General features: G+C 73.4%; 14 protein-coding genes. 10 read left to right on the top strand and 4 right to left on the bottom strand.

Annotation, left to right across the window (positions count from 1 at the left end):
- Positions 1-24: 24 nt before the first annotated feature.
- Positions 25-855 carry a phosphatase PAP2 family protein gene (locus tag AC2RP6_RS36820; RefSeq protein ID WP_486450163.1) on the top strand — a complete coding sequence of 277 codons (831 nt, stop codon included), beginning with the start codon at positions 25-27 and terminating at the stop codon, positions 853-855.
- A 124-nt stretch (positions 856-979) separates the two neighbouring features.
- Here the strand turns inward: AC2RP6_RS36820 and AC2RP6_RS36815 are convergent, their stop codons facing one another.
- Complete coding sequence (locus AC2RP6_RS36815) at positions 980-1,480, bottom strand: MarR family winged helix-turn-helix transcriptional regulator (protein WP_486450162.1); 501 nt, start codon at positions 1,478-1,480, stop codon at positions 980-982.
- Between the two features lie 101 nt (positions 1,481-1,581).
- Here AC2RP6_RS36815 and AC2RP6_RS36810 point away from each other — a divergent pair, with 101 nt between their 5' ends.
- From AC2RP6_RS36810 to AC2RP6_RS36770, 9 genes are all read left to right on the top strand, one after another.
- On the top strand, positions 1,582-2,796 hold the full coding sequence (locus tag AC2RP6_RS36810) for a PP2C family protein-serine/threonine phosphatase (RefSeq protein ID WP_486450161.1): 1,215 nt from the start codon (positions 1,582-1,584) through the stop codon (positions 2,794-2,796).
- A gap of 52 nt (positions 2,797-2,848) precedes the next feature.
- On the top strand, positions 2,849-3,373 hold the full coding sequence (locus AC2RP6_RS36805) for a MarR family winged helix-turn-helix transcriptional regulator (RefSeq protein ID WP_486450160.1): 525 nt from the start codon (positions 2,849-2,851) through the stop codon (positions 3,371-3,373).
- Between the two features lie 202 nt (positions 3,374-3,575).
- Positions 3,576-4,868, top strand: coding sequence for a PP2C family protein-serine/threonine phosphatase (locus AC2RP6_RS36800; RefSeq protein WP_486450159.1), 1,293 nt, complete (start codon positions 3,576-3,578; stop codon positions 4,866-4,868).
- A 104-nt stretch (positions 4,869-4,972) separates the two neighbouring features.
- Positions 4,973-6,535, top strand: coding sequence for a sensor histidine kinase (locus tag AC2RP6_RS36795; RefSeq protein WP_486450575.1), 1,563 nt, complete (start codon positions 4,973-4,975; stop codon positions 6,533-6,535).
- Complete coding sequence (locus tag AC2RP6_RS36790; RefSeq protein WP_486450158.1) at positions 6,532-6,990, top strand: response regulator; 459 nt, start codon at positions 6,532-6,534, stop codon at positions 6,988-6,990. The genes AC2RP6_RS36795 and AC2RP6_RS36790 overlap by 4 nt, the downstream gene beginning before the upstream one ends.
- A gap of 79 nt (positions 6,991-7,069) precedes the next feature.
- Entirely contained in the window at positions 7,070-7,432 is a 363-nt protein-coding gene (locus AC2RP6_RS36785) for an STAS domain-containing protein (RefSeq protein WP_486450574.1), read from the top strand.
- Between the two features lie 26 nt (positions 7,433-7,458).
- A complete protein-coding gene (locus tag AC2RP6_RS36780) occupies positions 7,459-7,929 on the top strand; it encodes an ATP-binding protein (RefSeq protein ID WP_486450157.1) in 471 nt (156 codons plus the stop codon).
- A gap of 132 nt (positions 7,930-8,061) precedes the next feature.
- Positions 8,062-8,832: a restriction endonuclease gene (locus tag AC2RP6_RS36775; RefSeq protein WP_486450156.1), complete on the top strand. Its 771-nt coding sequence runs from the start codon at positions 8,062-8,064 to the stop codon at positions 8,830-8,832.
- Positions 8,829-10,037 carry a phospholipase D-like domain-containing protein gene (locus AC2RP6_RS36770; RefSeq protein WP_486450155.1) on the top strand — a complete coding sequence of 403 codons (1,209 nt, stop codon included), beginning with the start codon at positions 8,829-8,831 and terminating at the stop codon, positions 10,035-10,037. Before AC2RP6_RS36775 ends, AC2RP6_RS36770 begins: the two co-directional genes overlap by 4 nt.
- Before the next feature lie 383 nt (positions 10,038-10,420).
- Here the strand turns inward: AC2RP6_RS36770 and AC2RP6_RS36765 are convergent, their stop codons facing one another.
- From AC2RP6_RS36765 to AC2RP6_RS36755, 3 genes are all read right to left on the bottom strand, one after another.
- On the bottom strand, positions 10,421-11,290 hold the full coding sequence (locus AC2RP6_RS36765) for an ABC transporter permease (RefSeq protein WP_486450154.1): 870 nt from the start codon (positions 11,288-11,290) through the stop codon (positions 10,421-10,423).
- Positions 11,287-12,342, bottom strand: coding sequence for an ATP-binding cassette domain-containing protein (locus tag AC2RP6_RS36760; RefSeq protein ID WP_486450153.1), 1,056 nt, complete (start codon positions 12,340-12,342; stop codon positions 11,287-11,289). The genes AC2RP6_RS36765 and AC2RP6_RS36760 overlap by 4 nt, the downstream gene beginning before the upstream one ends.
- 162 nt (positions 12,343-12,504) lie before the next feature.
- Positions 12,505-12,660, bottom strand: a complete 156-nt coding sequence (locus tag AC2RP6_RS36755; protein ID WP_167350579.1) for a VenA family class IV lanthipeptide — start codon at positions 12,658-12,660, stop codon at positions 12,505-12,507.
- Positions 12,661-12,672 lie beyond the last annotated feature (12 nt).

Genomic DNA, 12,672 nt, shown 5'->3' with positions numbered 1-12,672 from the left:
CCCCCGAAGGCAGGTTCCACCGCCATGGCACAGCGCACGTCCCGTTCCCGCCGCCTGAGCACCCTGCGGGCGCTGGTCGCCCGGCATTCGGGGCCCGACGCGGCGTTCGGCCGCCGCATGGTGCTGGCGGTGACGGCCACGGCCGCGGTGGCGGTGCCGTTCGCCCTGGCCCTCGTCCTCGTGGAGTCCCAGTGGGCACCGCTGCACCGGCTGGACCGGACCACCGCCGAGCGGCTGCACCGGACGGCCCTGGAGCACCCGGCCTGGGTGCGGGTCCTGGACTTCTTCACCGGCGTGGTCTGGGACCCGGTGACGATGCGGCTGCTGGTGGCCGCCCTGGTGGTGTGGCTGCTGACCCGGCGGGCGTGGCGCCTGGCGACGTGGGCCGGTGTCACGGCGACGTCCGGGGCGCTGATCGGGTTCCTCGTCAAGAACGCGGTCGAGCGGGCCCGTCCGCACCTGCCGGAGCCCGTCGCCCACGCACCGGGATTCTCCTTCCCCTCCGGTCACGCCATGACGGCCGTGACCTCCTGCGCCGTCCTCCTGCTGGTCCTGCTCCCGCTGGTGCCGCGCGCCTGGCGGCCGGTGCCGTGGGTGCTGGCGGCGGCGGCCGTCCTGGGGGTCGGCTACACGCGGGTCGCGCTGGGCGTGCACTGGGTGAGCGACGTCATCGGGGGCTGGCTGCTCGGCATCGCCGTGGTCACGGCGACGACCCTGGTCTTCGAGGCCTGGCGGGCCGACACCGGCCGCCCGCGGACGACGGTGGGCGAGGGCCTGGAGCCGGAGATCACCTCAGCCGCCGACCCGGAGGCCCCGTCCGGCCCCACGGTCCCGTCCGCCGACGGGCGCCGTTGACGGACCGCCACGAGCGGGGTCGGGGCCGGACGGTCGTCTCCGCGGTCACGTCGTCCCCCGCGGCCGGCCCGCGCGGCAGGCGGACGGCGTTCTCGGCGGGCAGCAGCTGTCCGCCGCCCGCGCGTCAGGCCGTCCTGGTGGACAAGGAGTCCGGGGACGCCAGCCGCAGCGGCTCCGCGACCGCGGCGCAGAAGTCGGCGAGGCCCCTGGCCAGGGCGGCCCGGGACGCCTCCGGCATCGAGGCCATCGCCTCGGCCAGCACCTCCTGCCTGCGGGCGCGCAGCCGTTCGAGGTAGCTCCGGCCCGCCGCGGTCAGCCCGAGGAGCACCTCGCGGCGGTCGTCGGCGCCGGGATGCCGTTCCAGGAAGCCCACGGCCTGCAGGCGGTCGCACAGCCGGGTCACGGACGGCGGAGCCGCCTCCAGCAGCCGGCCGAGCTCGCGCAGGTTCAGCTGGTCGTTCGTCTCGACGAGGAACAGCACCCGGGCCTGCGCGGAGGAGACGGGCGCGGCGCTGGCCGTGTCCCGGCCCCGCTCCCAGACCACCTCCAGCAGCTCGATCAGCTCGCTCATCTCCGCCACCGCCGACACGGCGGGCCGCGGGGAGCCGATCGACCGCTGACTCATGTGACACTCCCTACCGGACGTACGCGCAGCCCTTCCCCGGCGGACCGGCGGCTTCGTCGTCCCCCATCTTGGCAGTTGCGAGAGAGACAGGTACGGGGCCGGTGACTGAAGGCGTACGTGGCGAGGGTGTCGGGGGCGGCGGGGGCGTCGAGCGCGTACTGCGCGGCGCCGCCCCGCACGCGCTGTTCGAGGAGGTACGGGGGCTCCTGGCCCGCGACCACGGGGCGGCCGGTGCCGAGCTGCTGATGGCGGACTACGCCGCGGCACGGCTCCAGCCCGTCACGGCGCAGCCGTTCACCGCCGAGTCGGTGTCGGCGTACAACAGTTCCGAGGGCCGGGCCTTCGGCGCCCAGGAGGCGCACGTGGTCCCCGGCGAGTCCGGGGTGACCGTGCACCTGCCGGTGACCGTGCGGGGGGACCGGCTCGGGGTCCTGAGCGTCCGCTACGCGGCCGGCGTCCCGGTGGGCAGACACATCGGCGCCCTGCAGGACATCGCCGACGCGCTGGCCCACGAGATCGTCGTCGCCGACCGCGACACCGACTTCTTCCTCCAGGCGCGCCGGGCCAAGAGGCTCACCCTGGCCGCCGAAATGCAGTGGCAGCTGCTGCCGGGGCGCTCGTGCGCCCGGCCCGAGTACGACCTCGGGGCCCAACTGGAGCCGGCGTACGCCATCTTCGGCGACAGCTTCGACTGGTCGGCCTCCGCCGACCACCTGACGCTGACCGTCAACAACGGCATGGGCGAGGGGATCGACGCGGCGCTGCTGACCAGCCTGGCCGTCAGCGCGCTGCGCAACGCCCGGCGGGCCGGTCTCGGTCTCGCCGATCAGGCGGCCCTGGCGGACCAGGCCCTCTACGGCCAGTACCAGGGGCGGCTGCACCTGGCGATGCTGCTGCTCCGCTTCGCCCTGGACACTGGCGAGGTCGAGGTCATCGACGCCGGGTCGCCCCGGGTCTGGCGGCTGCGCGGCGGCACCGTGGAGGCGTTCCGGCTGGAGGCGCAGCTGCCGCTCGGCATGTTCGAGGACACGGTCTACACGTCGCAGCGCTTCCAGGTGCTGCCCGGGGACCGGCTGTTCTTCCTGAGCGACGGCGTCTACGACGTCCTCTCCCCCGCGGGTGAGCGGTACAGCCTGCACGCCCTGACCCGGGCCATCATGAACACGCGGCTGCTGCCGCCCTCGCAGGTGCCGCGGGCCCTCCTGGAGGAGCTGCCGGGATACCGGGGCGGCGTGGACGCGACCGACGACGCGATGGTCGTCTGCCTGGACTGGCACGGCCGGCCCGGTGCGGGGGCCGCAGGCGACGAGCGGTGACCGGACGGGGGTGGACGCCCCCTGCCGCGCCGGACGGTGGCACAGTGGTGACATGCCCCGTCCCGGCCGCCCCGGCGCCCACGAGGACCCGGCCGCGGTGCTCGGCGCCGCGGCGGACCTCCTCGCGGTGCTGCACGCCAGGGGGCAGGATGGTCTCGAACCGGCCGTGTCGCCGTCGCAGCTGCGGGCGCTGCTCGCCGTGGAGGGCGCCGAGGGCATCAATCTGCGGTCCCTGGGGGACGTGCTCGGCTCCCGCCCGCCGTCGGTGACCCGGCTCTGCGACCGGTTGGAGGCGATGGGACTGCTGACCCGGTCGCCCCATCCGTCGCGGCGCCGCGAGGTGGAGGTACGGCTCACACCGCCGGGGCGGGCACTGCTGGACGAGCGCCGGGCGATCCGGGAGCGGGAGCTGTCCCGGGTGCTCGGGCGGATGGCGCCCGAGGCGGTGGAGGCGCTGGTGGCTGGCCTGGCGGCGTTCCGGGAGGCGGCCGCCGGCGGATACCCGGCCGATGGCCCGCCCGCGGACGCGGTACCTTCCCCGGCAGCGGCACCGGCCGCCGTCTCCGACAGTGCCTGAGGTCGGGGCCCCGGCTGCCGCTCCCCATCCGGAGGTGGTTCCCTGGGTCCGGGGGTGGTTTCCGGAGGGCCCGCGGGATGACAGAATCATTGAGTTCGTAAAATATTGCCTACCGGCAAATGATCACTCTAGGCTTATCCGACGCAACCACGCGTCCGTCGGGCGTCCGCCGTCCGAGATGAGAAGGGACAGACGCGACGCCATGGGGAGCATTCCCGGGCTCGGGGCCCAGCGCCCGGCCGCCCGCACACCACAGCAGCCGGTGTTCCGGCCCCGGCAGGCGTCCTCCGGCAGACCGGAGGACTCGCTGGCGCTGTGGAACGGCGTACCACCGTACGTCCTGCTCATCGAGGACGACGAGGGCGACGCCGTGCTCGTCGAGGAACTCGTGGAGGACAGCGGGATCGAGGTCCGCCTCGGCCGGGCCCGCAACCTCGCGGACGCCCTGAACCAGCTGGGGGCCGAAGCCCCTGAGTGCGTCCTGCTGGACCTGCACCTTCCCGATGCCCAGGGCCTGGACGGGCTGAAGAAGATCCTCGCCGTGTCCGCGGAGTCCGCGGTCGTCGTCCTGACGGGTCTGTCGGAGGAGGGGGCCGGACTGACCGCCGTCGCCGCCGGCGCGCAGGACTACCTGGTCAAGGGGCGTCTCGAAGCCGACGTGTTCATGCGGGCCATCCGCTACGCGATCCAGCGCAAGCGCACCGAGCTGGCGGCCGTCGCCCTCCAGGCGGGCAAACTGCGCGCCGAGGAGAACGCCCGCCTCGAACGCGGCCTGCTGCCCACGCCGCTGCTGCTCGACGACGCGGCCGACGCCGTCACCGTCTGCGCCCGCTACCAGCCCGGACGCGCCCAGACCCTGCTCGGCGGCGACTTCTACGACGTCGTCCAGACCCCCGACGGGGCCACGCACGCCGTCGTCGGTGACGTGTCCGGGCACGGCCCCAGCGAAGCGGCGCTCGGCGTGTGCCTGCGCGTGGCCTGGCGGTCGTTCGTCATGGCCGGAGCCCGCGACGCCGAACTGCTCGGGCTCCTGGAGCGGATCCTGCTGGCCGAACGGTCCGGCCCCGAGATCTTCGCCACACTCGTCTCCCTGACCCGTCCCGCGGGCAGCCGGGCCGTCTCCGTGCAGCGCGCCGGACACCCCGGCTTCCTGGTCCGTTCCGCGGCGGGCGTGGAGCTGCGCACCGTGCCCGGAGGGCCCGCGCTGGGCATACTGCCCGGCTGGAACGCCGGCTGGCCCGTCACCGAGGTGGCCCTGGAGGAGGGCGGCGCCGTGATGTTGTTCACGGACGGCCTGATCGAGGGGCGCATCGGCCCCGGCTCCGACCGCCTCGACGAGGCGGGCCTGCTGGAGATCGCCCGTAAGCACGCCGACCTGCCCGCAGAACCGTTCGTCGACACCCTCATCCAGACCGCGCAAGGCCTTGCCGCGGACTGGGGCGGTCTGGCCGACGATGTCGCCGTCCTTCACCTCGAATGGAACACCTCCACGTGAGCTCCCCCGCACAGCCCCCCGAAAGCCCCCGCGGAAGGGCCCCGGACCGCCCCGGGCCGAGCCTCCAGACCTGGCTGACCAGCGTGCTGGTGCTGCTCGCCCTCATGGTCGTCGGCACGGGCGCGCTCGGCGCGACCCTCCTGTCGCACACCACCACGGCCGGGAACCGGCTCGTCGACGGGATCCTGCCCGCCCAGCGCGACGCCCTGCGCCTGGAAACGGCCCTGCTGGACCAGGAGACCGGGGTCCGCGGCTACCTGCTGGCCGACGAGCCCGCGCTGCTGGAGCCGTACGAGCGCGGTCTGGCCAACGAGACCGCGGCCGCGCAGCGCCTGGCCTCGGTCGCCGACGTCGACGTGCGCGCCGACCTGGCGTCCGTCCAGGAGGCCGCCCGCACCTGGCGCGAGCAGTTCGCGGTGCCCGCCATCGCCTCGGTGGAGAACGGCACGACACCGCCGTCGCTCCAGGCCGGCAAGGACCGCTTCGACGAGGTCCGCCGCCGGATCGCGACCCAGCAGGAGCACCTGGACCGTATCCAGTCCGACGCCCGCACCACTTTCGGCGAGGCACGCACGCAGCGCGACCACATCCTGCTGGCGATCGTCGTTGCCTTCCTGCTGGCCGGCGCCGCCCTCGCCGTGCTGCTCCACGTGGGGGTGCTGCGACCGCTCGCCCTGGTGCGGAGCGCCTCCAGGCGCGTCGCCGAAGGGGCCTTCGAGGAGGAGATCCCGCTGCGGGGCCCGTCCGACCTGCGGGCCCTGGCCGGCGCGGTGGAGGCCATGCGGCACCGGACCGTGGCCGAGCTGAAGGCTTCCCGCCGGAACGCCGAGCGGCTCGACCGCATCGCCGTCGAACTGGACGCGCAGGCGGTGGAGCTGCGCCGTTCCAACGCGGAGCTGGAGCAGTTCGCGTACGTGGCCTCGCACGACCTTCAGGAGCCCCTGCGCAAGGTGGCCTCCTTCTGCCAGCTGCTGGAGAAGCGGTACGGGGACCAGCTCGACGAGCGCGGCGCCCAGTACATCGGGTTCGCGGTCGACGGTGCCAAGCGGATGCAGGTGCTCATCAACGACCTGCTGACCTTCTCCCGGGTGGGCCGGGTCCAGGACGCGCGCGAGACGGTCGCGATGGACGGCCCTCTGGACCGCGCGCTGCGCAACCTGGCCGCCTCCGTGGAGGAGAGCGGCGCGGAGATCATTCGGCCCGAGCGGCTGCCCGAGGTGGTGGGCGACCCGACGCTCCTGACGATGCTGTGGCAGAACCTGGTGGGCAACGCCGTCAAGTTCCGCTCGCCCGACCGCGCGCCGCGCGTCGAGGTGGCCGTGGCCGACGGTCCCGACGCGGAACCGGGCTTCCACACCTTCACCGTCACCGACAACGGGATCGGCGTACCGGCGGAGTTCGCCGAGAAGGTCTTCGTCATCTTCCAGCGGCTGCACGGCCGCGAGACCTACGGCGGCACCGGTATCGGCCTCTCGCTCTGCAAGAAGATCGTCGAGCACGCCGGCGGGCGCATCCGGATCGACACCGAGCACCAGGAGGGCACGCGGATCGTCTTCACCCTCCCCGTCGTCGCAGCTGGCCCCACCGCCTCCGACGCTCCCGCCTCCGACACCGCCGCCGGCGCCGAGCCGCTCGCCCCCGTACCCACCGAAGGAACCCTCCGATGAGCACTCCCGCAGACCGGCCCCAGGCCACCCCCGCCGAAGTCCTCCTGGTCGAGGACGACGCGGGCGACGAGCTGATGACCCGCGAGGCCTTCGAGGACAACAAGATCGGGAACGTCCTGCACGTCGTGCGCGACGGCCTGGAGGCCCTGGACTTCCTCTACCGCCGCGGCGAGCACGCCAACGCGCCGCGCCCGGACCTGATCCTGCTCGACCTGAACCTGCCGAAGTACGACGGACGGCAGGTGCTGGAGCAGATCAAGACGGATCCGGAGCTGAGCCACATCCCCGTGGTCGTGCTCACCACCTCGGCCGCCGAGGAGGACATCCTGCGCAGTTACAAGCTGCACGCGAACGCCTACGTGACGAAGCCGGTCGACCTCGACCAGTTCATCCGGGCGATCCAGCAGATCGACGACTTCTTCGTCACCGTGGTCAAGCTCCCCCGCGCGCGGTGAGGCCGCCGGCCGGGCCGGTGACGGGACGGAAGGGTTCGCGAATGGACACGGAAAAGTGGGGAAGACGGACGTGAGCAGCATGGACACGCACAACGCCGAGGCACGCAGTCGCGTCGAGACCCGTTCCGACGGGGACGTACGCATCATCGTGATGGCGGGTGAGTTCGACATGGACAACGTCGCCGATCTGCGGATCGCGATGGATCCCGCGGCGCCCGGTGTGGCCCGGTTCGTCCTGGACGTCGCCGGGGTGACGTTCGTGGACTCGACCGCGCTCAGCGTCATGCTGCAGCCCGCGCTGGACCGGCCGGTGGTCCTCGCGGGGACCGTGCCGAGCCGTCTGGCCCGGCTGCTGGAGCTCACCGGCGCAGACCTGGCCTTCGCCACCGCGTCCAGCGTGGCCGAGGGCACGGTCATGATCGTTCCGCCGCGACAGGGCTGAACGGCGTCCCCACGAGGAGGTGAACGGTGCTGTACTACGCCGACACGAGCGACATCATGACGCGCCCGGACACGCCGACCACCGCCATGCAGGCGCGTGACTGCGTCCGGGCCGTCCTGGAGTCCTCCGCGATCGTGCGCGGCAGCACCGCCGCCGAAGTGGAGGCGCTCCTCACCGACGCACTGCTGGTGACCTCGGAGCTGGTCACGAACGCCATCCGGCACGGTGGCGGGCTGCTCGGCTTCGACGCCTCCCTGTGCGCCGGCGGGGACGGGCTGCGGATCGCCGTCACGGACGCCGTCAGCGCCGCTCCCCCGTCCCCGCCGGTCCGTCCCGCCGGGGCGGCGACGGGTCGGGGCGGCTACGGGTGGCCGCTGGTGCACAGCCTCACCCGGAGCGTGCGGATCGTCCCTGCCGCCCACGGCGGCAAACGCATCGAGGTCGTCGTCCCGCTCGACGGCGCGGACGTCCCCCAGGGGGATTCCCGACCGGTGTGACGTCCCCGCCGGTTTGAGATCCGTAATTTCGGCCATACGGGCGTCGAACAGGCTTCGGCGTCCGCCGCGGTCCCCACCCGGCACCGGTCGGGGCGGGGACCGCGGTGTGCCGGGGCGAGAGGGGGAACTCGTATGACCACACCCGAGGAGGACGCGCCCGCGTCCGTACGCGGCATCGGGCCCGCGGGAAGCCCCGGCACGGGACGTCCGGGCCTGGGGCGCGACGCGGTACTCGCGCTCGGGCTGCTCGGCACCGCGGTCGCGGGCGTGGCAGCCTTCCTGAAGGCCGCCCCGGCGGGCGGGGTCAGGCTCCCGGTGACGCCCATCGCGGCCCTGGCCGTACTGCTGCTGGGCGCGCTCCTGGCGAAGTGGAGCTTCGCGCCGGTGCGGCGCGGGCCCCGTGCCCCGCGGCCCGTCGGGGGCATGGAGCCGACCGTGGAGCTGCCCGAGGTCGGCGGTGACGCCCTGGACCACTCCGCCGTCGATGCCGACGGCTTCGAGCACGCGGTGGCCGCCCTGTGCGCACGGGACGGCTGCACCTCGGTGGAGGTGGTGGGCGGCGCGGGCGATCTGGGCGCCGACGTCCTCGCGACGACGGCGGACGGGCGGCGGGTGGTGCTCCAGTGCAAGCACTACGCCGAGGACAACCGGGTCGGCTCGCAGGACCTCCAGCGCTTCGGCGGAACCTGTTTCGTGGTCCACGAGGCGGACGTCGCCGTCATCGTGACGACCAGCTCGTTCACCGCGCCCGCCGCCGAGTACGCCGACACCTGCGGGATAGTCCGGGTGGACGGCGAGGCCCTGGCCGCCTGGACCGATCAGCAGGCGCCTCCCCCGTGGGAGCCCGGCGCCGGCGCGCCCGCCACCGCCCCGTCCACCCCTGCCCGAGGAGCCACGCCGTGACCACCACCGACGACACCGTCACCACCGGGGCCGATGTCACCGACCGGGCCGAGGAGCGCATCCACCGCATCCGCCGCCGCCTCGAACGCCTCATCGGCATCGCGGCGACCGAGGGGAACTCCGTACGTCCGCTGCGCAACGGCGACGAGATCTTCGCCTCGATGCTCGACGCCATCTCCTCGGCCCGGCACACGGTCGACATGATGACCTTCGTCTACTGGAAGGGCGACATCGCCCGCCGGTTCGCCGAGGCCCTTGCCGAACGGGCCCGCAACGGCGTGCGCGTACGGCTGCTGCTGGACGGCTTCGGCAGCCGCCTCATCGAGGAGGACCTGCTGGACCGGATGAGCGCCGCCGGGGTGGACGTCGCCTGGTTCCGCAAACCCGTGCTGATCTCCCCGCTCAAGCAGAACCACCGCTGCCACCGCAAGGTCCTCGTCGTCGACGAACGGACCGCCTTCACGGGTGGCGTGGGCATAGCCGAGGAGTGGTGCGGCGACGCGCGCAACCCGCAGGAGTGGCGTGACACGCACGCCGAGGTCCGCGGGCCGGCCGTCGACGGGATCGCCGCGGCGTTCGCCCAGAACTGGGCGGAGTGCCATCCCGAACTCTTCGACGACCGCGACCGTTTCGTGAGTCACGAGCCGGCCGGCTCGGCTGTCGTCCAGGTGGTGCGCGGCTCGGCCGCCTTCGGGTGGCAGGACATGCAGACGCTGATGCGGGTGGTGCTGGAGTCGGCGGAGGAGCGCGTGCGCCTGGCGACCGCGTACTTCGCTCCCGACGACTACTTCGTCGAGCTGCTGTCCGCCACCGCCCGGCGGGGCGTGGCGGTGGAGATCCTGCTGCCCGGCCCGTACACCGACAAGCGGGTGTGCCAGCTGGCGGGGCAGCACCACTACGAGGCGCTCACCGCCGCCGGGGTGCGCATCCACCAGTACCAGCCGACGATGATGCACGCCAAGATCATGACGATGGACGGGGTGGTCTCGCTCATCGGCTCGTCGAACTTCAACCGCCGCTCCCTCGACCACGACGAGGAGGTCATGCTCGCCGTCATGGACCCGGCTGTCACCCGCACCCTGGACGAGCACTACGACGAGGACCTCCGGGCCAGCACGCTGATCGCCCCGGGACGCTGGCGCCGCCGCTCGCTGCTCCAGCGCGCCCGGGAGCTGTCGGTTATGCCGCTGCGCCGTTTCCTGTGAGGCGGCGGGGCGCGGCTCGGCGGATATCGGGAAAGCGGACGTCCCGGGAAATCGGGGGGCGCTCATTTCGACGCCACGTCGGACGCGGCGCATGGTGCCTGGAGCGCCCCGTCCGCACGCGGCTGGAATTCATCCGCGCGACATGCCGGAGCAGTCCGCGGAGCGGGTCGGCGCCGGGCGAGCGGCCCGCCGACAAGGCTGCTCCTGAATCCCGGGAAAGCAAACAGGTTCGCGACGTTGCGGGCACAGGGCGAACACCGAAGGGGACAGTTGCTCGAATGCGGACGGGAGCCATTCCGTCCGTGGGCGCGACGCCGGGAAGTCCGGGTCCGCCCCCTCGATGACGCTCTGTCACCAGGAGGCGGGCTTCGTTCCGGGCGGTGCTACTCGGGGCGCTTGAAGCGGTGGGCGGCCCAGAGGAGGGCGGCGGCGCCTGCCGCCAGGAGGGCGGCGGCTTCGAGAGCCATGGGGGGGCGGCTGCCGAACCACTCGATGCCCGCCGTGGTCGCCCCGTCCGGAAGGCGGAGGGTGATGGAGCGGCGGAGCAGGTCCACTCCGTAGGCGATCGGATTGACCGCGGCGAGGCAACGGGCCCAGCCCGGCAGGCTTTCGAGCGGGAAGAACCCGCCGGACAGGAACAGCAGGGGCATCATCACCACGCCGAGCAGCATGTGGAAGACCTCGGCCCGTCGGAGGCTCACCGCCAGCGCCAGGGACAGGGCGGTGAGGGTGAAGGAGGCCAGGACCATGCCGCCCATGAGCAGCGCCAGCAGCAGGGGGTCGTAGGGCAGGCCCACCGCGCCAGCCAGCGCGAGGAGTACCGCGCCCTGGACGGCGGCGACCGTGGTGCCGCCCGCGCAGCTGCCCAGGAGCAGGGTGGTGCGGCTGACCGGGGCCATGAGGAGTTCGCGGAGGTAGCCGCTCTGCCGGTCGGTGATCAGACGGATGCCCACCATGATGGCCGGGGTCTGGACCGTCATCATCAGCATGCCGGGGAAGAGGTACGTCCGGTAGCCGACGCCCAGGGTGGAGGTGGGGATCAGCGCGGCCAGCCCGCCTCCGAGGATGAAGAGGTACAGCACCGGCTGGAGCAGCATGAGGGCGGTGTGGGTGGGCTGCGAGGACAGGCGCAGCAGGTCGCGGTGGACCAGGCCGTGGACGGCGCGCAGTTCACGCCGCAGTCGGGTCGGTGCGCGGCCGCCGTCGGCGGCCGCCGCGGCTGTGTCGTGGTCGTCGAGCGCGGGTGCGGTCATGTGTCCCTCCCGGTTTCCGACGGCGGCTGCGGGGGCCGGGCCGTGGTGATGCTGCGGCCCGTGTGGTGGAAGAAGACGTCGTCGAGGGTGGGCGGGGTCGCGGAGGCGGCCCGTACGGGGATGCCGTGGTCGGCCAGGGCCGCGCACAGGCGCGGGATCCAGGCGCTGCCGTCGGGGACGCGCAGGCGGAGACCGTCGCCGTCCCGGGTGAGGGCGGCGCCCGGCGGTGCGGTCCTGCGTACGACCGCGAGCGCGCCCGCGTCGTCGCCGGTGTGCAGGTCCACCCGGTCGTCGCCGATGGCGGCCTTCAGGGCGGCGGGTGTGCCCCGGGCCACCAGGCGACCCGCGTCGATGATGGCGAGGCGGTCGCAGTGCTCCGCCTCCTCCAGGTAGTGCGTGGTGACGAAGAGCGTGGTGCCGTGCCGGTCGCGCAGGGCGCGCAGGTGCTCCCAGACCTGGGCGCGGGCGTGCGGGTCCAGTCCGGTGGTCGGTTCGTCGAGGAAGAGGATGCGGGGTTCGTGCAGGAGGCCCCGGGCCAGTTCCAGGCGCCGCCGCATGCCTCCCGACAGGGTGCGGACCAGTGATCGCCGCCGGTCGGTCAGGGCGACCGCTTCGAGGGTCTCGGTGACGCGGCGGCGGGCGTGGCGGCGGCTCATCCCGTAGAGGCGGGTGTGGATGTAGAGGTTCTGTTCGGCCGTCAGGTCGGGGTCCAGAGCGCTGTGCTGGAAGAGCATTCCCACGTGGCGTCGTACGCGGTCCGGTCTGCCGGCGACGTCCGTTCCGGCGACGACGGCCCGTCCGGCGGTGGGGCGGGCCAGGGCGCACAGCATGGCGATGGTGGTGGACTTGCCGGCTCCGTTGGGGCCGAGGAAGGCGAAGGTCTCGCCCTGCCGCACGTCGAGGTCCAGGCCGCGGACGGCGTGGACGACGGTGCCGTCCGGTCCCGGGTAGCTCTTGACGAGGCCGCGCGTGGTGATGGCGTGAGCCGGTTCGGGCGGGGGCGTCAGGAGGAGGGCCTGAGCTGGGGCGTCGTCACCGGCGGGTGGCTGCATGATCGGTCCTCGTCTGCGGGGTGTCGTCTGCGGGCCCGGGCCGTACGGCTGGTGGTGGTTCGGGGTGGTACTCCGGCCGGTGGCTGCTGCGGGGCAGCCACCGGCCGGAGGTCAGGGGGTCCTACGCGTGCCGTCGCCGGCGGCGCGGGCCCGTGGTCGGGGTCAGGCGCAGCTGATGCCCACACAGACGGTGTTGAGGAGCGTCAGCAGGCCGACGCACTCACAGGTCGCGGCGAACGGGGCTCCGTCGACGCCGACCGGGTCGGTCTCCGGAAGGGCGTGCAGGTGAGCCAGCAGTTCGAGGTCGCGGTTCTCCATGACTTTCTCCTT

The organism is Streptomyces sp. WAC03905, assembly GCF_057371075.1.
Note: the sequence above shows the minus strand (reverse complement) of the source record. Positions and strands in the feature narration are given on the sequence as shown.

Bases quoted from the DNA above. Each gene is read 5' to 3' on its own strand.
- AC2RP6_RS36760 (WP_486450153.1), bottom strand. From the start codon at position 12,342: ATGCAGCCACCCGCCGGTGACGACGCCCCAGCTCAGGCCCTCCTCCTG.
- AC2RP6_RS36765 (WP_486450154.1), bottom strand. From the start codon at position 11,290: ATGACCGCACCCGCGCTCGACGACCACGACACAGCCGCGGCGGCCGCC.
- AC2RP6_RS36775 (WP_486450156.1), top strand. From the start codon at position 8,062: ATGACCACACCCGAGGAGGACGCGCCCGCGTCCGTACGCGGCATCGGG.
- AC2RP6_RS36820 (WP_486450163.1), top strand. From the start codon at position 25: ATGGCACAGCGCACGTCCCGTTCCCGCCGCCTGAGCACCCTGCGGGCG.
- AC2RP6_RS36755 (WP_167350579.1), bottom strand. From the start codon at position 12,660: ATGGAGAACCGCGACCTCGAACTGCTGGCTCACCTGCACGCCCTTCCG.
- AC2RP6_RS36790 (WP_486450158.1), top strand. From the start codon at position 6,532: ATGAGCACTCCCGCAGACCGGCCCCAGGCCACCCCCGCCGAAGTCCTC.
- AC2RP6_RS36800 (WP_486450159.1), top strand. From the start codon at position 3,576: ATGGGGAGCATTCCCGGGCTCGGGGCCCAGCGCCCGGCCGCCCGCACA.
- AC2RP6_RS36815 (WP_486450162.1), bottom strand. From the start codon at position 1,480: ATGAGTCAGCGGTCGATCGGCTCCCCGCGGCCCGCCGTGTCGGCGGTG.
- AC2RP6_RS36805 (WP_486450160.1), top strand. From the start codon at position 2,849: ATGCCCCGTCCCGGCCGCCCCGGCGCCCACGAGGACCCGGCCGCGGTG.
- AC2RP6_RS36795 (WP_486450575.1), top strand. From the start codon at position 4,973: ATGGTCGTCGGCACGGGCGCGCTCGGCGCGACCCTCCTGTCGCACACC.
- AC2RP6_RS36785 (WP_486450574.1), top strand. From the start codon at position 7,070: ATGGACACGCACAACGCCGAGGCACGCAGTCGCGTCGAGACCCGTTCC.